19 protein-coding genes are annotated in these 21080 nt (G+C 66.7%); 13 read left to right on the top strand and 6 right to left on the bottom strand.

The window, feature by feature from the left end; all coding sequences use genetic code 11:
- Nucleotides 1–29 precede the first annotated feature (29 nt).
- On the bottom strand, nt 30–1958 hold the full coding sequence (gene asnB, locus DFQ14_RS10680) for an asparagine synthase (glutamine-hydrolyzing) (protein WP_114453058.1): 1929 nt from the start codon (nt 1956–1958) through the stop codon (nt 30–32).
- A gap of 369 nt (nt 1959–2327) precedes the next feature.
- Here asnB and ctaC point away from each other — a divergent pair, with 369 nt between their 5' ends.
- The 3 genes from ctaC (at nt 2328) to DFQ14_RS10665 (ending at nt 4073) form a co-directional block, all read left to right on the top strand.
- Nucleotides 2328–3230 (top strand): aa3-type cytochrome oxidase subunit II, encoded by a 903-nt coding sequence (gene ctaC / locus DFQ14_RS10675; protein ID WP_114453120.1) that lies wholly within the window; start codon nt 2328–2330, stop codon nt 3228–3230.
- Between the two features lie 48 nt (nt 3231–3278).
- The gene (locus DFQ14_RS10670; protein WP_114453057.1) at nt 3279–3677 is read left to right on the top strand and encodes a cytochrome c oxidase subunit 4; all 399 of its coding nucleotides are present in this window, start codon (nt 3279–3281) and stop codon (nt 3675–3677) included.
- Between the two features lie 114 nt (nt 3678–3791).
- Nucleotides 3792–4073, top strand: coding sequence for an Lrp/AsnC family transcriptional regulator (locus DFQ14_RS10665; protein WP_114453056.1), 282 nt, complete (start codon nt 3792–3794; stop codon nt 4071–4073).
- Nucleotides 4074–4098: 25 nt separating this feature from the next.
- Here the strand turns inward: DFQ14_RS10665 and trpD are convergent, their stop codons facing one another.
- The 3 genes from trpD to DFQ14_RS10650 form a co-directional block, all read right to left on the bottom strand.
- Nucleotides 4099–5148: an anthranilate phosphoribosyltransferase gene (gene trpD / locus DFQ14_RS10660; protein ID WP_114453055.1), complete on the bottom strand. Its 1050-nt coding sequence runs from the start codon at nt 5146–5148 to the stop codon at nt 4099–4101.
- Between the two features lie 2 nt (nt 5149–5150).
- A complete protein-coding gene (locus DFQ14_RS10655) occupies nt 5151–5576 on the bottom strand; it encodes a response regulator (RefSeq protein WP_114453054.1) in 426 nt (141 codons plus the stop codon).
- A gap of 112 nt (nt 5577–5688) precedes the next feature.
- Entirely contained in the window at nt 5689–6144 is a 456-nt protein-coding gene (locus DFQ14_RS10650; protein ID WP_246195707.1) for a hypothetical protein, read from the bottom strand.
- An 85-nt stretch (nt 6145–6229) separates the two neighbouring features.
- On the opposite strand from DFQ14_RS10650, the gene ctaE reads away from it, so the two are divergent.
- The 5 genes from ctaE to DFQ14_RS10625 all read left to right on the top strand — a co-directional run bounded on the left by ctaE (nt 6230) and on the right by DFQ14_RS10625 (nt 11183).
- Nucleotides 6230–6841 carry an aa3-type cytochrome oxidase subunit III gene (ctaE, locus tag DFQ14_RS10645; RefSeq protein WP_114453052.1) on the top strand — a complete coding sequence of 204 codons (612 nt, stop codon included), beginning with the start codon at nt 6230–6232 and terminating at the stop codon, nt 6839–6841.
- 96 nt (nt 6842–6937) lie between these two features.
- On the top strand, nt 6938–7744 hold the full coding sequence (gene qcrC / locus DFQ14_RS10640) for a cytochrome bc1 complex diheme cytochrome c subunit (protein ID WP_114453050.1): 807 nt from the start codon (nt 6938–6940) through the stop codon (nt 7742–7744).
- A gap of 53 nt (nt 7745–7797) precedes the next feature.
- A complete protein-coding gene (gene qcrA / locus DFQ14_RS10635) occupies nt 7798–8952 on the top strand; it encodes a cytochrome bc1 complex Rieske iron-sulfur subunit (protein WP_114453118.1) in 1155 nt (384 codons plus the stop codon).
- Nucleotides 8949–10622 carry a cytochrome bc1 complex cytochrome b subunit gene (gene qcrB, locus DFQ14_RS10630; protein WP_114453049.1) on the top strand — a complete coding sequence of 558 codons (1674 nt, stop codon included), beginning with the start codon at nt 8949–8951 and terminating at the stop codon, nt 10620–10622. Before qcrA ends, qcrB begins: the two co-directional genes overlap by 4 nt.
- Before the next feature lie 138 nt (nt 10623–10760).
- Nucleotides 10761–11183, top strand: a complete 423-nt coding sequence (locus DFQ14_RS10625; RefSeq protein WP_114453048.1) for a PPOX class F420-dependent oxidoreductase — start codon at nt 10761–10763, stop codon at nt 11181–11183.
- 118 nt (nt 11184–11301) lie between these two features.
- Here the strand turns inward: DFQ14_RS10625 and DFQ14_RS10620 are convergent, their stop codons facing one another.
- On the bottom strand, nt 11302–13020 hold the full coding sequence (locus DFQ14_RS10620) for a DEDD exonuclease domain-containing protein (RefSeq protein WP_114453047.1): 1719 nt from the start codon (nt 13018–13020) through the stop codon (nt 11302–11304).
- Nucleotides 13021–13121: 101 nt separating this feature from the next.
- On the opposite strand from DFQ14_RS10620, the gene DFQ14_RS10615 reads away from it, so the two are divergent.
- From DFQ14_RS10615 to DFQ14_RS10605, 3 genes are all read left to right on the top strand, one after another.
- Nucleotides 13122–14483, top strand: coding sequence for an NYN domain-containing protein (locus DFQ14_RS10615; protein WP_114453117.1), 1362 nt, complete (start codon nt 13122–13124; stop codon nt 14481–14483).
- Between the two features lie 522 nt (nt 14484–15005).
- The gene (locus DFQ14_RS10610) at nt 15006–16046 is read left to right on the top strand and encodes a C40 family peptidase (protein WP_246195708.1); all 1041 of its coding nucleotides are present in this window, start codon (nt 15006–15008) and stop codon (nt 16044–16046) included.
- Between the two features lie 137 nt (nt 16047–16183).
- The gene (locus DFQ14_RS10605) at nt 16184–17524 is read left to right on the top strand and encodes a basic secretory protein-like protein (protein ID WP_246195709.1); all 1341 of its coding nucleotides are present in this window, start codon (nt 16184–16186) and stop codon (nt 17522–17524) included.
- A gap of 67 nt (nt 17525–17591) precedes the next feature.
- Here DFQ14_RS10605 and DFQ14_RS10600 read toward each other — a convergent pair whose 3' ends face one another.
- Nucleotides 17592–19400: an AMP-dependent synthetase/ligase gene (locus tag DFQ14_RS10600; RefSeq protein ID WP_114453045.1), complete on the bottom strand. Its 1809-nt coding sequence runs from the start codon at nt 19398–19400 to the stop codon at nt 17592–17594.
- 279 nt (nt 19401–19679) lie between these two features.
- On the opposite strand from DFQ14_RS10600, the gene DFQ14_RS10595 reads away from it, so the two are divergent.
- Both DFQ14_RS10595 and DFQ14_RS10590 read left to right on the top strand, forming a co-directional pair.
- Nucleotides 19680–20468 (top strand): metallophosphoesterase family protein, encoded by a 789-nt coding sequence (locus DFQ14_RS10595; protein ID WP_179951539.1) that lies wholly within the window; start codon nt 19680–19682, stop codon nt 20466–20468.
- Between the two features lie 116 nt (nt 20469–20584).
- Complete coding sequence (locus DFQ14_RS10590) at nt 20585–21031, top strand: SRPBCC family protein (RefSeq protein WP_114453044.1); 447 nt, start codon at nt 20585–20587, stop codon at nt 21029–21031.
- Nucleotides 21032–21080 lie beyond the last annotated feature (49 nt).

The following is a 21080-nucleotide window of genomic DNA, read 5'->3' as shown; positions in this document are numbered from 1 at the left end:
GCAGCGTCCCGGCACCCGCGGAAGCGTGATCAGAGCTTGACGGGGTAGTGCGGTTCGGGGACCTGCGGGGACAGTCGGCCCTCGATGAAGATCCCGTGCCAGATCATGAACACCAGCAGCGCCCACAGCCTGCGACTGTGATCGAGCACTCCGGAACGGTGTTCCTCGAGGAGCTGCAGGACCGCCGTCTTGTTCAGCAGTGCCTCGGTCTGCGATTCCTGGATGATCGTGCGTGCCCAGTCGTGCATCTCATCGCGCAGCCAGTGCTTGATCGGCACCGGAAAGCCGAGTTTGCGACGGTTGAGCACGTGCGAGGGGACCACCTTGGCCAGAGCCTGGCGCAACGCGTACTTGGTCGTCTCGCGGGTGATCTTCTGCTCGAGCGGAATGGTGCTGGCAACCCGGAACACCTCCGGGTCCAGGAACGGCACGCGCAGCTCCAGCGAGTTCGCCATCGTCGTCTTGTCCGCCTTGACCAGGATGTCCCCACGGAGCCAGGTGAACAGATCGACGTGCTGCATCCGGGTCACCGCATCCCAGCCTTCCGATGCGCGGTAGGCGGCGGCAGTGACGTCGGTGTGCGAAATCTGGGGATCGAAGTTCCGCAGGATGCTGCCGAGCTGGTCGTCCCGGAAGATCCGGGCATTGCCGTAGTAGCGTTCCTCCAGGGTCAGCGAACCACGCCGCAGCAGATCCTTGCCGCGCACCCCTTCCGGAATCGCGGTGGAGACACGACCCATCGCCTTGCGCAGCGGATCGGGGACGCGCTCGAACGGTGCCAGTGACAGCGGTTCGCGGTAGATGGAGTAGCCCCCGAAGAGTTCATCGGCGCCCTCCCCGGAGAGCACGACCTTGACGTGCTGGCGGGCCTCTCGTGCAATGAACCACAGCGGCACCAGGGCGGGGTCGGCCACCGGATCATCCAGGTACCAGATGATCAGCGGCAGCGTCTGCATCATCTCCTCGGCCGAGACCGTGCGCACCACGTGCTTGACACCGATCGCGGCGGCCGACTCGGCGGCCACGTCGACTTCGGAGTAACCCTGCCGTTCGAACCCGGTGGTGAAGGTGACCAGGTTCGGGTTGTGTTCCTTGGCCAGCGCGGCGATCGCGGTCGAATCGATCCCGCCGGACAGGAACGCTCCCACGGTGACATCGGCACGCATGTGCTTGGCCACCGAGTCGCGCATCGCATCGACGATGTCGTTGTGCAACCGGTCCGCGTCGGCGTCGGTATTGATCACACGCGGGTTGAAGTTCGGAGCGAAGTAGCGCTCGGTGACGAGCTGTCCGCCGGGGGAGACGGTGAACGAGGTGCCGGACTCGATGCGTCGCACCGCCCGGTGCAGGGACGCCGGCTCGGGCACGTACTGCATGACCAGGTAGTGCTGCAGCGAGCGGGAGTCGACGTCCCCGGAAAGTCCCAGCGTGGTGCCGAGCGCCAGCAGGCTCTTCTTCTCACTGGCGAAGGCCACACCGCCGGGACCCGCCGCATAGAACAGCGGCTTGATCCCGAACGGGTCGCGCGCGCCGAAGACGACGTGGCGCTCGTTGTCCCAGACCAGGAAGGCGAACATCCCGCGGAGGCGCCCGACCATCGACGTGCCGAGGTAGTGATAGGCGGCGACGATGACCTCGGTGTCCCCGTCGGTGACGAACCGGGCACCGTACTGCTCGATCAGTTCGGCGCGGAGTTCCAGGTAGTTGTAGATCTCACCGTTGAACAGGATCGTGTAGCGCCCCGGTGTCTCCGGTGGTCCCCAGCTCAAGGGCTGATGGGAGTGCTCCAGGTCGATGATCGACAGCCGGTTGAAGCCGAAGACGACTTCGCCACCGTGCCAGGTGTCGCTCTCGTCCGGTCCTCGATGCCGCTGGCACGGCAGCGCGCTGGCCACCGCGTTGACGGCGTTACCGGCGTTGTCTTCCGTGGGACAGATCAGTCCAAGCAGGCCGCACACGCGTCTCGCGCACCTCTCGTGTCAGCGGGTGTCGTCGATGCCCGGGATGGGCTGCCCCCAGTATGCCGATCCTGTTGTGAGAGGCCACACGTGCGGGGGCGTAGTCGGGTTTGTGCCGGTATGAGCAGTGCCGATGGGAGTCGGGCCGAGCTCGTGGCGGGGCCGTCCTGGCGATCTCGGCAGTCCGGCCGCACCATGATGACGGTATGAGCCGACCCCGGAGCAGTATCGCGGCTACAGCTGGGCTAGGCTCGCCGCAGTATTCCGGCGGCCGACCACCTCTCCGAGGGGCGGTGGCGTTACCAGTGCCGTACCGGCGAGTTCGCATCGAGGAGGCATCGCGCAGTGGGCCTGAAGGACGGGACCCGAATGCCACGGATGATCAAGGTCAGCGGTCTGATCGGTCTGGTGTGTGTCGTGGCCACGGGCTGCACGCCTCGTCAGGTCCTGGGATTCGGCTGGCCGGAGGGTGTGACCCCGCAGGCCGAGGCGATGCGCCAGCTCTGGACCTGGTCGGTGGTCGCGGCCCTGGCGGTCGGTGTGCTCGTGTGGGGATTGATCTTCTGGACGGTGACCTTCCACCGCAAGAAGAGCGACGAGCTGCCTCGCCAGTTCCAGTACAACAACCCTCTCGAGGTCATCTACACGGTGATCCCGTTCCTGATGGTTGTCGTGCTCTTCTACTTCACGGCCACGACGCAGAACTACGTCATGGCCGAGGAGGACAGGCCGGACGAGGTCGTCGACGTGGTCGCGTTCCAGTGGAACTGGGAGTTCAGCTACCCCGAGCACCGCACCCCGGACGGTCAGCCGGTGACGACCATCGGTACGAGCAGCAGTACTCCGTTGCTGGTCGTGCCGACCGGATCGACCATCGAGTACCGCCTGAGCTCGGAAGATGTGATCCACTCGTTCTTCGTCCCGAAGTTCCACTTCAAGCGGGACACTTTCCCGCACCCGGACAAGAACAACCAGGACAACGTCTTCCAGAACTCGATCGCCCAGGAGGGTTCGTTCGTCGGGCGGTGCGCCGAACTGTGCGGGACCTACCACTCGATGATGAACTTCGAGATCCGGGCACTGTCTCCGGACAAGTTCGATCGCTACATGGACCTGCGCACCAGGACCAACCCGGCGACCGACCAGCCCTACACCGCGCCGGAGGCGCTGAGGGCGATGGACTGCGGAAAGCTGTGTACACCGCATGCGGTGACCACATCCGCCTTCGACACCGGGCGACCGTCTTCCGCGGCGACGACATCCGGTAGTTAACCAGGAGTGCCCTCTCCCAAGGGCGTACGGTGTGAGAGCGAGGACTCCATGAAGGTCGAAGCCAGGATCTTCAATATCATCACCCTCTTTTTCTTCCTGTCGGCACTCGTCTACGGGTTCTGGGCGAAGGAACCCGTGGGTACGGTGGCGCTGATCCTGGTCGGCGGGTTGTCCCTGCTGATCGGCAGTTACTTCCAGTTCGTGGCCAGGCGCATCGAACCGCGCCCGGAAGACAACCCGGAAGCCGAGATCAGTGACGGCGCCGGCGAGCTCGGCTTCTTCAGCCCGGGCAGTTACTGGCCGTTCGCAGTGGCTGCCGCGGCCGCGTTCACGGGATTGGCGCTGGCGTTCTACCACGTCTGGATGCTGGTGTTCGCGGTCGTAGCCATGCTCATCACGGTTGCGGGGCTGGTCTTCGAGTACCACGTCGGCCCCAACCACGAGTGAGGGCATGACACGGCTTCCGGAGGCCCGCGCGCCGGTCACGGTACAGGCGGTGTGAGCGGCGAGCCGGTCGGCGTTACGATCTTCGTGCCCGCCACCGCAAGCAGGAGGTTCGCCGTGATTACCGCGATCGTGCTGATCCAGACCGCCGCCGAGCGCCTCACGGAAGCGGCGCAGGAGATTGCCGACCTCGATGGTGTCGCCGAGGTGTATTCCTGTGCCGGTGACGTCGATCTGATCGCCATGGTGCGTGTCCGCGATCACGAGGAGATCGCCGATATCGTGCCCGGCCGCATCAACAAGGTGGACGGCGTGCTCGATACCGACACGCACATCGCATTCCGCTCGTATTCCCGGCGCGACACCGAGGCGACTTTCTCCCTCGGCATGGAAGGCTGAGAGTGTCCGGGCGGAGATACCGCCGTCAGGAACGGGCGAGTTCGGTGGAGCGCTCGGTCCACCGCTCAAGCAGGTCGGCAGCGGACCCCGAGTCGATGCCGGCCGCGGCGCGCTCCATCCCTGCTTGCAGGTGACCGTGCAGGTCGGTGGCCGGGCCCTCGTAGGCGGCCAGCGCGCCGGCTGTGTTGATCAATACGGCATCCCGTACCGGGCCCTTTTCTCCCGCGAGCAACCGTCGCACCACGTCCGCATTGACGCGTGCATCGCCGCCCTGGAGATCTTCCGGCACACTGAGCGCGATACCGAGCGCCTCCGGATCGATCCGCTCCTCGCGGACGGTGCCGTCCCGTACGGCCCAGACCGTGGTCGAAGTGGTCGTGGTGATCTCGTCCAGGCCGTCGTCACCGCTGACCAGGAGAACGGAGTCGCCCCGTCCGGCGAAGACCTCGGCCATCACCGGAGCCATTCTGCGGTCGGCGCATCCGATGAGACCGGTCGAGGGGCGTGCCGGATTGGTCAGCGGCCCGAGCACGTTGAAGGCGGTGGGGATGCCGATCTCGCGGCGCGGGCCGGAGGCGTGCTTGAACGCCGGATGGAACAGCGCGGCGAAGCAGAATCCGATGCCGAGTTCTTCCACACAGGCCTTGACGCCCTCGGGCGGCAGATCGATGGCGACCCCGAGTTCCTCCAGGACGTCGGCGGTGCCGCACTTCGAGGAGGCCGAGCGGTTGCCGTGCTTGACCACGGTTGTCCCCGACGCGGCGAGCACGATCGAGGTCATGGTCGAGATGTTGACCGTCCCGGCACGGTCACCGCCGGTCCCCACCACGTCGGCCGCACGTGCGGACACCTCGAGTGGCCGGGCGTGCGCGAGCATCGCGTCGGCCATGCCGCGGATTTCGGCGGGAGTTTCCCCCTTCGCGCGCAGCGCGACGACGAACGCCGCCACGTGTGCCGGCGTCGCCTCACCGGTCATGACGAGATCCATCGCCCAGTTGGTGTCGTCGGCCGTGAGATCGCCGCCGGAGACCAGCCGTCCGAGCAGCTGCGGCCAGCTTCCTGCCGTCGTCGCCACTGTCACCTCACGCTCGAAGAACCGTGAGCGACCGGCAAGGTGTGCGAGCGAAGCACCTCGGCGACCGCTTCCGCCGCGGAGAGCGGATCCAGCGGATGCACGAGCACGGCGTCGGCCTGGGACCACGTGGCCAGCCAGCGGTCGTCCTTGCGGCGCACGGTCACGACGATCGGCGGGCAGTCGGCGATTTCGTTCTTGAGCTGACGGGAGATGCCCATCCCACCGGTCGGTTGTGCTTCACCGTCGAGGATCAGCAGGTCCGCGTTGCCCGCGTCGACCTCACCGAGGACCTCGGCCACTGTCTCCGCCTCGCGGTAGCGAATCCGGTTCAGGTCGGGTGCCGGGCGCCGCCCGATCGCTGTGGTGATCGCCTCACGAACTTCGGGCCGATGGCTGAACACGAGGACGGTCGTGGCCGGTGCGCTCATCAGCACTCCTTGAACAACTGGAGGATTCGACTCCGGCGGCGAGCCAGGATTACCTCGAATCATATCTGCCGTACGGGTGCGCACAGTAGTGCACCGGCGCAGCCGGATTCGATCAATCCGGTGTCTCGGGCTGCATGGCGTCCCAGCCGAGCGCACGTCCCCGGAACCGCTGGGCGAGCCCGGCCATGCGTGCGCTCTCCTGGGCGCAGTGCAAGGCGTCGAGCCGCTGCACACGCAGCGCGATCACGGTCGATTCGTCGCCGGAGGTGTTCGGCGTCTCCGCGCGAGCGTGGTCGCGGTGGCTTGCGCGCACCGTCCAGCCGTCCTCGTGCAAGAGGTCTTCCGCGTCCTCCACGGCCGTAGCGGGCAGTATCAGGTGATGACGCAATACCGCTGGTCGTTCGGGCTGCCAGCGGGCCGCCCGCGCCAGTGCGGCGGAGGCGGCCTCGGTCTCGTCGAACGCCTCCACGACCACACGCAGAGCCGGGTCGTCGATGTCGATCGTGGTGGGCTCGCCCGCGCGCGTGCGGCGACCGAGACGAGCGAGCACACTGCGGATCTTTCTCACCCTGCGTGACCTCCACATCGCAGTTCGACCGGTAATCGCGGCCGTGCCGGACCCGAGCGGGCAGCCGGAACACACGCAAGACATAATGCGTCGCGTGACAACGGCAGCGCCCTCAATCAGTCAACGCGTGCACTCGCTGAACCGGCCGAACATGGTCAGCGTGGGCACCATCGTTTGGTTGGCCAGCGAACTGATGTTCTTCGCTGGGCTCTTCGCCATGTTTTTCACGGTCAAGGCCCAGAACGTGGGTCCGTGGCCACCACCGCCCGCGGAGCTCAACCTCGGTTACGCCCTCCCGTTCACGATCATCCTGGTGGCGTCCTCGTTCACCTGCCAGTGGGGCGTGTTCGCGGCCGAGCGTGGTGACGTCTACGGCCTGCGACGCTGGTATGTGGTGACGTTGATCATGGGCACGATCTTCGTGCTCGGTCAGGCCGGTGAGTACTACACGCTCATCACCGCGCACCACACCACGATGGCGTCCTCGGCCTTCGGAACCGTGTTCTACATGACCACCGGATTCCACGGTCTGCACGTGATGGGTGGGCTGGTCGCCTTCATCTTCCTGATGATGCGGACCAAGATGAGCAAGTTCACACCGGCCCAGGCCACCGCAGCCATCGTCGTGTCCTATTACTGGCATTTCGTGGACATCGTGTGGGTCGGCCTGTTCGCGGTCATCTACCTCGTCCCGTGACGCCTTCGGGGCGGTGGAGGACAACGATGTGGAGCACAGCGTGATGTTGTGTCCGCTGAAACACCCCGACCATGACAGCAAGGGTTTTGCGCACTCATGACCACCAACAAGAAACGCAACCGCGCGGGCTCGAAGTTCCGGCGGCGGCTCTCCGGTGTGCTGGCGTTCGGAGTCGCCCTGGTGGGCGCCGGCGCTCTCTACACCGCCCTGCTCCCGGAGCCGCAGACCGCCAGCGCGCAGGGGAATCCGGCGCTGGTCAGGCAGGGTGAGCAGCTGTACAACAATGCCTGCATCACCTGTCACGGCTCGAACCTGCAGGGAGTCGCGGATCGTGGTCCCAGCCTGATCGGCGTGGGCGGCGCGGCCGTGCACTTCCAGGTCTCGACCGGACGGATGCCGTTGGTGCGTCAGGAGGCGCAGGCACAACGCAAACCCCCGGAGTTCTCGCCGCAGCAGATCGATGCGCTGGCCGCTTACGTGCAGGCCGTCGGGGGAGGGCCCCGCCAGCCCGCGGAGAAAGGCCAAGCGCTGCAGGGCGACGATCCCGCGCGCGGTGGCCAGCTCTTCCGGCTGAATTGCGCGTCGTGTCACAACTTCACGGGTCGCGGGATCGCGTTGTCCGCCGGCAAGTCCGCGCCGGCTCTGGACTCGGCGACCGAGCAGCAGATTTACGAGGCGATGCTCACGGGTCCGTCGAACATGCCCACTTTCTCGGACCGGCAGCTCACGCAGGAGGAGAAAGAGGACATCATCGCCTACGTCAAGTCGGTGACCGACGGGCGGAACAACCCGGGGGGTAACGCGCTCGGCGGCTACGGTCCCGGTCCGGAGACGGTCGTCGCCTGGGTGGTCGGGCTGGGCAGCCTGATCGGCCTCACCCTGTGGATCGGAGCCAGGGCATGAGTGAGCAGTACAACAGCCACAATGAGCAGGCCGGCAACGAGGAAACCGGCAGCATGGAAACCGGGCAGGAGTACGCGACCGGCGAGCACCAGCGTCCCATGCCGAGCGAGGCGGAACTGGCCGAGATGAGCCGGGACGAGAAGGTGCGGCTCGGCACGGAGCTCGACGACGTCGAACTCGTGGAGTACCGGGACAAGTGGCCGCTCAAGGGCACCCGCGCGGAACGGCGTGCCGAGCGGGCCGTGGCGGCCTGGTTCTCTCTCGCGGGACTGTCGGCGCTGGCGTTCATCGGAGTGTTCATCTTCTGGCCGTGGCGCTACGAGAACCCTCTGGTCGACCCGCGCGGGCACTTCATCTACTCGCTGTACAACCCGCTGATCGGCTTCTTCCTCGGCCTGTCGATCCTCGCGGTCGGCATCGGCGTGATCCTGTACTCGAAGAAGTTCCTGCCGCACGAGGTTGCCGTGCAGCAGCGTCACGACGGTCACGGTTCCACCGAGACCGACCGCCAGACCGCGACCGCGCTGCTCGCGGACTCCGGGGAGCGCAGCGGCATCGCACGGCGATCGATGATCAAGCGCACGGCGGGATTCGGTGCGGGAGCCTTCGGACTCGGCACCGGGGTGCTCGTGCTCGGCGGTATGGTCAAGAACCCGTGGGCGGAGACCGGGGCCGACTCGCTGCTGCACACCGGCTGGATGAAGACCAACGGCGAGAAGGTCTACCTGCGACGCAACACCGGTGATCCGCACGACGTGTCGCTGGTACGGCCGCAGGATCTCGCACCGAACAGTTTCGAGACGGTCTTTCCGTTCCGCGAGTCCGAGCGCCACAACGAGGAAGCACTGCTGCACGCGCTGCGCAGGTCGGACAACCCGGTCATGCTGATCCGGTTGAGCCCGGGGGCCGCTCCCGTCGAGCGCAAGGGGCAGGAGGACTTCAACTACGGCGACTACTACGCCTACTCGAAGATCTGCACCCACCTCGGCTGCCCGGCCTCGCTGTACGAGGCGGAAACCGGCCGGTTGCTGTGCCCCTGCCACCAGTCGCAGTTCGACGTGGCCAACAGTTACGCCAAGCCCGTGTTCGGTCCGGCCACGCGTTCCCTGCCGCAGCTTCCGATCGCGGTGGACGAAGAAGGATATTTCGTGGCCAGGCACGACTTCATCGAGCCCATCGGTCCGGCGTACTGGGAGCGTAACTCATGAGTTCGATCACCACCCCCACGAAGTCGGCCGGCGCTGTCCAACGCATGGCCGGTCACCAGGCCGACGAGCTCGACAAGCGGTTCCAGATGGCCTCGGGACTGCGTCGACAGATGAACAAGGTCTTCCCGACGCACTGGTCCTTCCTGCTCGGCGAGGTCGCGCTCTACACCTTCATCCTGCTGCTTCTGACGGGGACGTACCTGGCGTTCTTCTTCGATCCGTCGATGGCCGAGGTCGAATACCAGGGTGCCTACACCAACCTGCGTGGTGTGGAGATGACGCGGGCCTTCGCGAGTACGCTCGACATCTCCTTCGAAGTCCGGGGCGGGATGTTCGCCCGGCAGGTGCACCACTGGGCGGCCCTGCTGTTCATGGCCTCGATCGTGGCGCACATGTTCCGGATCTTCTTCACCGGCGCGTTCCGCCGGCCGCGTGAGACGAACTGGATGATCGGTGTCGTCCTGTTCATCCTGGGCATGTTCGAGGGCTTCACCGGCTACTCGCTGCCGGACGACCTGCTGTCGGGCACCGGTGTCCGGATCGCCTCCGGGATCACCCTGTCGGTGCCGGTGGTCGGCACGTGGCTGCACTGGATTCTCTTCGGCGGTGAGTTCCCCGGTACGGAGCTCATCCCGCGCTTCTACATGATGCACATCTTCCTGCTGCCGGGGATCATTCTCGGACTGATCGCGGTGCATCTGGCTCTGGTCTGGTACCAGAAGCACACGCAGTTCCCGGGAGTGCGGCGCAAGGAGGACAACGTCGTCGGGGTGCGGATCATGCCGACCTTCGCGGTCAAGGGAGGCGGCTTCTTCGCGATTGTCACCGGTGTGACGGCGATGATGGCCGGTGTCTTCCAGATCAACGGAGTCTGGAACCTCGGCCCCTACATCCCGTCGCAGGTCTCGGCTGCGTCCCAGCCCGACTGGTACATGATCTGGACGGACGGTTCCAGCCGCCTGTGGCCGGCATGGGAGATCTACCTCGGTTCGTTCACGATCCCCGCGCCGTTCTGGCCGACGGCGTTCTTCATGGGAGCGATCTTCGCCGTCGCTGCGCTGTATCCGATGATCGAACGCAAGCTCAGCGGGGACACGGCGCATCACAACCTGCTGCAGCGTCCGCGGGATGTTCCGGTGCGGACCAGCCTCGGGATGATGGCGATCACCTTCTTCATGGTGCTGATGATCTCGGGTGTGAACGACATCATCGCCTACAAGTTCCACATTTCGCTGGATGCGATGACCTGGATCGGTCGCATCGGGTTGCTGGTGGCGCCGCCGATCGCGTACTACATCACCTACCGGATCTGTCTCGGCCTGCAGAAGGCCGACCGCGAGGTGCTGGAGCACGGCATCGAGACGGGCATCATCAAGCGGCTTCCGCACGGTGAGTTCATCGAGGTGCATCAGCCGCTCGGCCCGGTGGATTCGCACGGCCACCCGGAGGAACTGGAATACCAGGGTGCTCCGGTGCCGAAGCGGATGAACAAGCTCGGTGCGGCGGGGCATCCGGTCGAGGGCAGCTTCCTCAAGCCCGACCCCGTGGACGAGACGGAAGCGCTCGAACGGGCGCGGCGCGAGGACGCCGAGCGCGAGCGGTTGGAGCGCGCGGAACGCGAGGAGCAGGGCGAACTTCTCGCGGGCAAGCCGCAACAGCCACACGAGTGAGCTCCGCGCTCTGCGGCTGACCGAAGACGAGGACCCGGTACCGATCGTGGTGCCGGGTCCTCGTCTTCGGTCCGTGCTCCCGGAAGACCGTGGCTCGCCACAGGGCGTACCGGGCGCTTTCGAGCTACGGTGCTCGGTATGGCGGCGATCACGGACGAGAGAGTTCGAGGTTTCCTCGAGGAGAGTGCTCGCACGGGAAAGCTCGGCTATACCGCAGCCGACGGGCGCCCGCTGGTCGTACCGGTGTGGTACGCCCTCGATGGGGACGAGGTCGTGTTCACCACCGGAAAGGACAGCGCCAAGGGTGCCTCGATCGCTCGGGATCCCCGGCTGGTGCTGTGTGTCGACAAGGAAGACGGACACAAGTTCGCGCAGATACAGGGTGAAGCGGTCACCACGGAGGATCCGGGCGAGGTGCTGCGAGCGGCGGTCGCCATCGCCGCTCGCTACGTGAGTCCCGACAAGGCGGAGAAGGTCGGCAACCGCATTGCCTCTCCCGGCCAACTGGCTGTCCGCCTGCGCCCCACCAAGGTCGTCACCAGCGACAACTTGCGCGATTGAGCCGATTGGCTCCAGGTTGGCCGTTGACCGATGTGGCCGGAGGTGCCCACTCCTTTCCGGGAAGTCGGGCGAGACGGCAGCAGGAGCCGGTGCCTGCGCGCGCTTTCGGGCGTGTTCGTCAGTCGGCGGCAGGGTAGGGAGTGCGGGCGCTGACCGCTCGCTCGAGCCAGGTGCGCCAGCTCCCTGCGGCACCTGCCGGTTCCGTCCACGGCTGGGAGCAGCGAACCATACGGGTGTCGCCGGCGGTCAACCACCGATACACGATGTGGATCTCGTCGGCGGGAGCGCCGCACAATGGTCCCGGCCCGGGTACGACAGTCTCGGCGGAGGTCTGCAGCGCGTCCACGATCGGCATCGGCGGCGTCCCGCACCGAGCCGTCCCTGCGGCGGCGAGCCGCCCGTGCCGCACCACGGCGATATGCCATCCCCCGGAGCCGTCCGGCCGAGCCGCCACCAACTCGGGCAGCGCGGCGAGCGCGGACAGCCGCTGTCCCCGGTCCAGAGTGCGGACCAGGGCTGCGAGCTGATCACGTTGGGCGGCGGCGTCCTCGAACCGCTGGTCTCCGGACAGCCGCACGAGTTCCGTGTGCAGTCGCCGCAGGAGCGCATCGTCACGCCCGGCCACGAGGTCGCGTACCGACGACACCTGCGGGGCGTACTCCTCGACGTCCTGGTACCCGGCACAGGGGGCTCCGCAGTGTCCCAGCTCGTACACGGCACAGGGCCGGCCTCTCCGGTTCCGGGCGGGGATGCGCTCGGTGCATCGCCGCAGGCTCGTGGCGGACTGGAGGATCTCCACCGCTTTCGTTGCGTTCCGGCGGGACCGGAACGGTCCGAGAGCCTCTCGGCGTGGTGTTCGCACCATCGACAGCCGGGGGAAGGGTTCGTCGGTCAGTACCACCCACCATGCGCGTTGTGGAAACCTCGAACGCCGGTTGTAGCGCGGTTGGTGGGCGCCGAGTAGCCGCAGTTCGCGGACCTCGGCCTCCAACGGATGGGAGCATTCGATGTGCTCCACTCGCTCGCAGAGGGCGACCATTTCCTTGATCCGACGACGTCGCTCGCCGGCCGTGAAGTACTGGCGCACCCTTCTGCGCAGGTCGGAAGCGGTGCCGATGTACAGGATCTCGTCATTCGAACCGCGGAAGAGATACACGCCGGGGACGTTCGGCAGGTCATCGGCCAGGTGGCGCTTACGTCGCTGTTGCGGGCTCACGTCGGGCAGGTGGTCGAGCAGATCCTCCAGCGAGTGCACTCCCAGCGGGCCGACGCGCTCCAGCAGGGCGTGCAGGACATCGACGGTCGCGCGTGCGTCATCGAGGGCTCGGTGTACCGGTGCTGTGCGAGCGTGCAGAACCCGTGCGAGTGTCGCGAGTTTGTGATCGGGAGTTTCGTCGGAGGGCAGGACTCGGCGAGCCAGCCGGACGGTGCACAACACCGTGGGTTTCGGCCACTCCAGTCCGAGTTGCGCGCAGCCTGCGCGCAGGAAGGCGGTGTCGAACGGTGCGTTGTGGGCCACGAGAACGCACCCTCTGCTGAATTCGAGAAACGAGGGCAGCACCGAGTCGAGTGGGGGTGCCTCGGCGACCATCGCGTCGGTGATGCCGGTGATCGATACGACGGCGGGCGGGATGGTCCGGCCGGGATCGACGAGTGTGGAGAACTCCCCGAGAGTGTCACCACCCCGGACCTTGACCGCTGCGATCTCGGTGACGGCGTCCTGCCCGCTCTTGCCGCCGGTGGTCTCCAGATCGACCACGACGAAGGTGACCTCGTGCAGCGGTTGCCCGAGCTCGTCGAAGGAGAGCTGAGCGTGCTCTCCGGAGGTCCCTGCCATCGCAGCGTACCGTACGCGCCGGCACCGACAGTGCCGTGCCACCGGTGCGTGCCGGAACCGAAACGGCTGGCGATTAACCTGGGAGAGTGACACCGCCGACGATGGGTGACGACGACCGGGCACCCCTTCCCGACGAGTCTGTTGTCGGTCGCACACAGCAGACCGGTGATGGCGGTTCCCGGGTGGACTGGGACACGTTACCCGGTCCGGTGACCGGTCGACTGGCCGAATTGTCGGCGGCGGCGTTGGGCACGATGCGCTCCTCGGATGTGCCCGGGCAATTACGCCCCGTCATGAGATTCGCTGTTGCCAAGCGGGCCAAACTGGGGGCGGCGACACTGATCGCGGCGTTGCGCGACTCGACCGTGTTCCGCACCGCGGTCGTGGACTGGTGCAGGCAGCACCGGCCCGAAGCGCTCGATCTCGGCCACGAGGATCCGGTCGTGGTGGCCGTGGCCGCGCTCTTGGAGGACTCGGCCGTGGCAGCGCATTACGTGGAGCTCGTCGGTTGTCGCGCCGAGCGCGGGCAACTGCGCTCCGAGCGGGACTCGGCAGTTGCCCGTGCGGACAAGCTCGCCGGTGAGGTCGAACAGCTGCGCAGAGAACTGGCCGAAGCCAAGTCGGCAGCCGAGCGTGCCGGAGAGGCCGACAACTCCGATGCCGAGCGGTTCCGTAAGCGCCTCCGCGAACAGGGAGTCCGTCTCAAAGAGGCCAAGCAGGAAGCCGAGTCCGCGCGGGCCGAACTGGAGCGTGTGCGCGAGGAGTCGGCTGCCGCCATCTCGGAGGCCACCGTGCAGCGCGACAGGGAGCAGGCGAAAGCTCAGGAAGAACGCGCCCGCGCGGAACGTGCTGCCACCGAGACCGAGGTTGCCCGCCAGTCGGCGCGGGAGGCCAGGCAGGGTGACGAGAACCGGCTGGCGCTGTTGCTGGAGACGATGGAGGGAGCGCTGGGGGGACTGCGCCGGGAGTTGGGAGCCACAGGAGGTGGTCCCAGACCGGCCGAGGCGGTCACGGGGGTGCGCACACCGTCCGGCACCCCCCATCACGTGGCCGATCGGGCCGCACTGGACCGCCTGCTGGCGCTGCCTGCGGTGCATCTCATCGTGGACGGTTACAACGTGACCAAGACCGGCTATCCGGAGCTTCCGCTCGCCGATCAGCGAGACCGGCTGGCGCACCAGTTGGCCGCACTGGCCGCGCAGACCGGAGCGGAAGTGACCCTGGTCTTCGACGGGGCCGATGTGGTCTCGGTTCCCGCGGCCGGGCCGCGCGGGGTGCGGGTGATGTTCAGCTCCCCGGGTGTGCAGGCGGATGATGTGATCCGTGACCTGGTGGAGAAGGAACCGCAGGGGCGGCAACTGGTCGTGGCGACCTCGGATCGGGAAGTGGTCACCTCGGTGCGGCATCGCGGGGCATACGCGGTGGCCTCCTCGGTACTCCTCGCGCGTATCAGCCGGACGTAGCCCCCGCATCCGCCGGTGACTCGATCGGTCGACGGACTTGTCCGCTCGTCGCGCGGCGCACGATCGCACCGGAAGCAACTCGGCGATGCTTTCGACCGCTCGTCGCGCGGTCGCTCCCATGGCCGGTCACATGTCGTTGCCGGACGTGGCACCGAAGGAGGACGTCGGGAGAGTGCGGGACACAGGCACCGTTCGAACCTCAAGAGCCGATTACAGTCGGCAATCGATATTCATTCTTTTGAGTTCACATGCCGCTGTGTGTCGCTCCAACGGACCCGCCCTGGACGCCGAGGTTCACCTCTCGTAGTCTGATCGAGACTTCGCGGCGATCAGCTACTCAAACCGAGTGGCTCCGCAAGGTCACCGCCGTATCGGCTTGTCGGGGGGCCGAACCGGGGGCCGATCCGTGGATCGGTCCGGCCCTGGTGGGGCCAGCACGCCCGTTGACGGGGCTGCATGGTGGTCCGCACCTGGTGGCCGTACCCGGTGGGCGGTCGGAGGAGAGAAGGAGCTGGACGCGGCGTGACGTCGCACAGACTGAAGCGATCGATGCGCGGGACTCTCACGGCAACGGCGGTCGCTGCCGTCGTCACCATGAGTTCGGTACCGGCCACCGCGGACCCGCAACTTCCCGACAGCGCCCCGGAAGCAGTCGAGAAGCTGCGCGAGTTGTCCCGCGAAGCGGAGAAGATCACCGAGAAGTATCACCGCGCGCAGGATGATCACGATGCGCGCGTGGCCGATCTCGAGCGTGCCAAGGCCGCCGTGGCCGAGGCCTCGAAGGCCGCCGAGCAGGCGCGTGCCGAAGAGGAGAAATTCCGCTCCAAGGTCGACGAACTCACCGGTTCCGCCTACCGGGGTGCCCGGCTCAACCAGCTCTCGGCGCTGCTGGTCAGCGAATCTCCCGGGGCCTACCTCGATCGCGCGGCCACCATGGATGCCCTGGCCGAGGACAACAACGAGGCGATCCAGGCGTTGGCGGCCGCCACACACCGGGCCGAGGAAGCCGAGCGGCGCGCTGCCGAGGCGCAGCAGCGTGCTGCGAAGGCGGCAGCCGAGGCGGCTCGTCTCAAGGAGGAGATCGCCGACAAGAAAGCCACCATGGAAGAGCGGATCGCCGAGGTGCGCGACCACCTGGAGGATCTGACCGGTGCGGAGCGCGCGGCCATCCCCGGCGGAAATACCGACTACGAGTTCCAGGGTGGTGCCGGTACTGCCGCCGGAGCGGTCCAGGCCGCACTGAGCAAGCAGGGCTCCCCGTATGTCTGGGGTGCGGAGGGGCCCAATCGATTCGATTGCTCCGGCCTGATGTACTGGGCTTACCAGCAGGTCGGTGTGTCGATCCCGCGCTCCAGCAGCGCGCAGGCCCAGACCGGCAAGCCCGTCTCGGCGAGCCAGCTCAAGCCGGGTGATCTGGTCTTCTACTACAGTCCGGTGAGTCACGTGGGAATGTACGTGGGCAACGGCAATGTCGTGCACGCCCCGACAGCCGGCTCCACCGTGCATGTCACGGGCTATCGGGATGTTGCCCCGGTCAACAGGATGCGCCGCATCGCCGGCTGACCGAGGACCTGTCCTTGGCCCGGTTTTTCACTTGAGGGGGAGCCGGGCGGCCGGTGCGGTCGCCCGGCTGCGCCGCACCGCCCGCCCGGCGTCCGAACATCCTGCTCGTGCCGGGTGGGCGCCCTACCATCGGGCGTGTGCAGGCCTTCAGGACGTGGCGAGGGTGTTTCGTCGTCGCGCTCCTGGCCGTGATCACGATGGTGGTATGGGTTGTCGGGCCCATTTCCCGTCAGCCGGGCCCCGTGCTGCCTCGAGAGCGGGGTGCCGGTCATCCCGAACGGTCGGCACCCGGTGGCCGTGCCGCGGCGAGTTCCCGCGAGTACGAGCTGACCAGACTCTTGCAACGGCGCGCCGAGGCGTTGCGTACGCGGGACGAGACCGTCTTCATGGCCTCGGTCGACCCGAAAGCGTCCACGCGATTTCAGCGCAAGCAGCGCATGCTGTTCCGGAACCTGCGGGAAGTGCCGCTGGCGGAGTGGAGTTACCGGCTCGACGCCACGGCCACCGTGCTGCCACCGGATCCCGGTACCCTACCGGTCCCGCCGGACGAGCTGTGGGCTCCGCGCGTGGTCCTGAGTTACGCCCTGGCCGGGGTCGATACCGTGCCCACCACTCGGGTGATGGGATACCTGTTCGCGCGCCGGGGTGACTCGTGGTATCTGACCAGCGACACCGCCCTGCAAGAGCAGGGACGTTCGACCTGGCGTGGCCCCTGGGACCACGGCATGGTGCGTGTGGTTCCGACCGATTCGGGACTGGTGCTCGGTCACGATCGCAATCTGGAGCTCGTGCATCGGGCTGCCCGGATGCTCGACGACTCCATCGCGGCCGTCACCGAGGTGTGGGGCACCGGATGGTCCCGCCGGATCGGTGTCGTGGTTCCCGGTTCCCGCGCGGAACTGCGGGCGCTGGTCAGCCCCGCGTATGCCGTGGACGGTATCGCCGCCGTCGCGGTGGCCGACGAGGTCGACACCACCACCGGCCGCGTGGAAGGGCCGCGCGTGGTTCTCAACACGCAAACGGCCGAACCATTGAGCGATTCCGCCCTGCGTGTGGTGCTCGAACACGAGATCACGCACATCGCCACCCGAGCCGACACGGTCGAGGCCGCCCCGATGTGGATGCTGGAGGGATTTGCCGACTACGTGGGATACCGCGGCAGTGGGATTCCGCCGGAACGAATCGCTCCGGACCTGATACACCGGCTTCGCGCGGAAGGCCCTCCCACCACGTTGCCGTCGGACCGTGACTTCCGGCTCTCGGGCAGCCGTCTGGACCTGGCCTATCAGCAGTCGTGGTCGGTGGTGCGGTTCCTCGCCCGAGAGCTGGGTGAGCGGCGTTTGGTCGAGCTCTACCACCGCATCGCCGGGTCGCGGTCTCCGGAGGAGGTAGAGGAAGCCCTGCAGGACCTGGCGGGAATGGATCTTGCGGAGCTCATCGAGAGCTGGGGCCGGTACCTGCTCCGTACTTTCGACTGAGAGGTCCTGTGCCGGTGGCCGTGGAACTCCGTCGAAGAGCACAGCCACCGGCGTCGCACCCGTTGCGTCAGGAGTAGATCGCTTCGATGTCGGAGGCGTAGTTCTCGGCGACCTTGTTCTTCTTCACCTTCAGGCTCGGTGTCATCTCTCCGCGTGCCTCGGTGAAGTCGTGCGGCAGGATGCGGAACTGCTTGATCTGCTCGGCCTTGGACACGGTCTCGTTGGCGCTGTCGATGGCCTTCTGCACCTCGGCCTGCAGTTCCGGGTCGTCGACGAGGTTGGCGGCCTCGGTGTTCTCGGAGCGGCCGTGGTTGGCCAGCCACGACGGCAGGAATTCGGAATCGATGGTGACCAGCGCACCGATGAAGGGCTTCTGATCGCCGACGACGAGGCACTGGCTGATGAGCGGATGTGCCCGCAGTTGGTCCTCCAGAGCCGCCGGGGCGACGTTCTTGCCGCCTGCCGTGACGATGATCTCCTTCTTGCGACCGGTGATCCGCAGGAAGCCGTCCTCGTCCAGCGAGCCGAGGTCGCCGGTGTGGAACCAGCCGTCTTCGAGGGATTCCTCGGTCGCTGCGGGGTTGTTCCAGTACCCCCGGAACACCACGTCACCCTTGATCAGGATTTCACCGTCGTCGGCGATGCGGACGCTCGTCCCGGACAGCGGGCGGCCGACCGTTCCGATCTTGTACGCGTGCTCGACGTTGACGGCGGCCGCGGCAGTGGTCTCGGTCAGGCCGTATCCCTCCAGGATCGGCACTCCGATCCCGCGGTAGAAGTGGGTGAGTCGCTCGCCCAGGGGAGCGCCTCCGGAAACGGCCGCCATGCACCGTCCTCCCAGCGCGGCACGCAGCTTGCCGTAGACGAGCTTGTCGAACACGAAGTGCTTGAGCCGCAGGGTGAGGTTCGGGTTGCCCGCTTCCTCGGCTTGGCTGTAGGCCACGGCGGTGGCTTCGGCGGCGTCGAAGATCTTTCCCCTGCCCTCGGAGTGGGCCTTCTGCTTGGCCGTGTTGTAGACCTTCTCGAACACGCGGGGAACGGCCAGCACGAAGGAGGGCTGGAACGAGCCGAGGTCGTTGACGAGTTCCTTGACGTTACCGGTGTGTCCCAGTGTCACTCGCGCGTACACGCAGGTGATGGCGATGGCGCGTGCCAGGACGTGGGCCATCGGCAGGAACATCAGCATCGATTTGCCCGGCTGCATCAGCTGGGGGAACGCGTCGATGTCGGAGCGAACCTCGGCGAGCAGGTTGCGGTGGGTCAGTTCGCATCCCTTCGGGCGGCCGGTGGTGCCCGAGGTGTAGATGAGGGTCGCGAGGTCGTCGGCGCGGACCGAGCGGCGACGATCGTGAACCTCGGTGTCGGCGATGTCGGCTCCCCGGGCGGTGAGGTTGTCCACCACAGGAGCGGCACCGTCCGGGGTGGGGCCGTCGATCTGCCAGACGTGGCGCAGTTCGGTGAGCCCGTCGGCCACCGTGTCCACCTCACGGCGGTGAGTCTCGGCCTCCACGATGACGGCCTTGGCGCCGGAGTCCGACAGGATCCATTCGGCCTGGTCGGCAGCCGAGGTCTCGTAGATGGGTACGGTGACACAGCCTGCTGCCCAGATGGCGAAGTCGAGCAGACTCCACTCGTAGCGGGTCTGCGACATCAGGCCGATGCGATCCCCGGGCTGCAGGCCGGCGGCAACGAGTCCCTTGGAAATACCCATGACCTGCGCGGCGAACTCGGCGGCGGTCACCTCGGTCCAGGTGCCTTCCACGCGGCGCCGGAAACTCACGGTGCCACCGGAATTTTCCGCGTTGGCCCACACCATGTCGGTGAGGTTCTCGTCATCAGCCACACTGGTCGTGGCGGGGACGCTGAACTCGCGCACTCGAAACCTCCGAAAAACGCCGAACTGTGAGGCATGATTGAGCCCACAAGCTACCGAGTGGTAGCTGTGCTCTCGTCATCGGGGCGGACCACTGGGCAGCCCCGGTTGGCGCCGAACTCGTCGGCACCGTGCCGTATTGTTTCCTGCGAGTCGGACCGCGGTCCCTCCGGGAGGGCATTCCGGGGGCGTGCGTGTGATATCGGCAGGCAGCAGTACACAGCCCCGGGCGTCATCGCTAGTTTCGAGTACGGACGGGATCGACTGGTGAACGGAGCCGGTTTGCGTGTGCATGTGGTGTCGGATGTCCACGGCAACGTGGAGGATCTCAAGCGTGCCGGTGAGGGCGCCGACGCGCTTGTCGTGCTCGGAGATCTGATCGACTTCGTCGACTATCACGATCACGGCAGAGGCATCCTGGGCGCGGTGTTCGGCCCCGACAAGGTAGCGCGCTTCGCCGAGTTGCGCCGCAATCATCGTGGTGCGGATGTGGGTGCCTACGCGCGTTCGCTGTGGGCGAGTCTGTCCGACCCCGCCAAGGTCGTGGAGGAAGCCGTCCGTGCGCAGTACGCGGAGCTCTTCGGCGCGCTGACCGCTCCGACCTACGCGACGGCGGGCAACGTCGACGCACCGCACCTGTGGCCGGAGTTCGCCGGCCACGGGATCCATGTGCTGGACGGCCACAGTGTCGATATCGGCGGTCTGCGTTTCGGTTTCGCCGGTGGGGCATTGCTACCGCCGGGAGGGACATTGCGCCGTGACGCGCCGTGGGTACCGCACTTGCGTTCCGCGGCCGAGTTCGACGAGATCCTGGGCGGGCTCGATCCGGTCGACGTGCTGTGCACGCACGTGCCCCCGAACGTGCCCGAGCTGCTCTACGACGTCGTGGCGCGGCGCCCGGAGTACGGGTCGAGCGGAGCGCTGGAACGGATCACGCGGGATGCACCGCACTGGTCGCTGTTCGGCCACGTGCACCAGCCGTTGGCGCAGCGCATGCGGATCGGCTCGACGGAGTGCGTCAATGTCGGGCACTTCAAGCACACCGGCAAGCCGTACGTGCTGCGCTGGTGAGGTGTGTCACCGTGCCGTCGTCCGGCGAGCGTCTCGAAAGAGCCGGGGCGACACTCCGAGCGGCAGGAGCCCCGGTCTTCGGCCAGGTCGAGGGCTTCGACCTGTAGCCTGCCCGCATGGTCGAGAAGTCCACCCAGTCCATTGTGATCGAGGCTTCTGCCCCGGAGATCATGTCGGTGATCTCGGATTTCGCCGCGTACCCGGAATGGGCGGAAGCGGTGAAGGAAACCCAGGTGCTCTCGACGACGTCCGGCGGGAAGGCGGAGAAAGTTCGGTTCGTCCTGGACGCGGGCGTGGTCAAGGACACCTACGTCCTCGTCTACGACTGGCACGACGACGGATTGTCGGTCAGCTGGACCTTGTCCGAAGGACAGGTGCAGAAAGCCCAGTATGGCAGTTATGCCTTGCGGCCCGAGTCGGACCGACGTACCGAGGTGACCTACAGCCTGGCCGTGGACTTGAACATCCCCATGCTCGGCATGTTCAGACGCAAAGCCGAAAAAATGATCATGGACACCGCCTTGAAGGAGCTGAAGCGCCGCGTCGAGTCCGGGCATCAGTGACCCGTTCCCACCGCGTGTTCGATCGACACCTGCGTTGGAGAGGTTCGCC

The sequence above is a fragment of the Halopolyspora algeriensis genome (assembly GCF_003337235.1).
Classification (GTDB): Bacteria; Actinomycetota; Actinomycetes; order Mycobacteriales; family Pseudonocardiaceae; genus Haloactinomyces; species Haloactinomyces algeriensis.
This window is presented reverse-complemented; position numbering and strand designations above follow the sequence as displayed.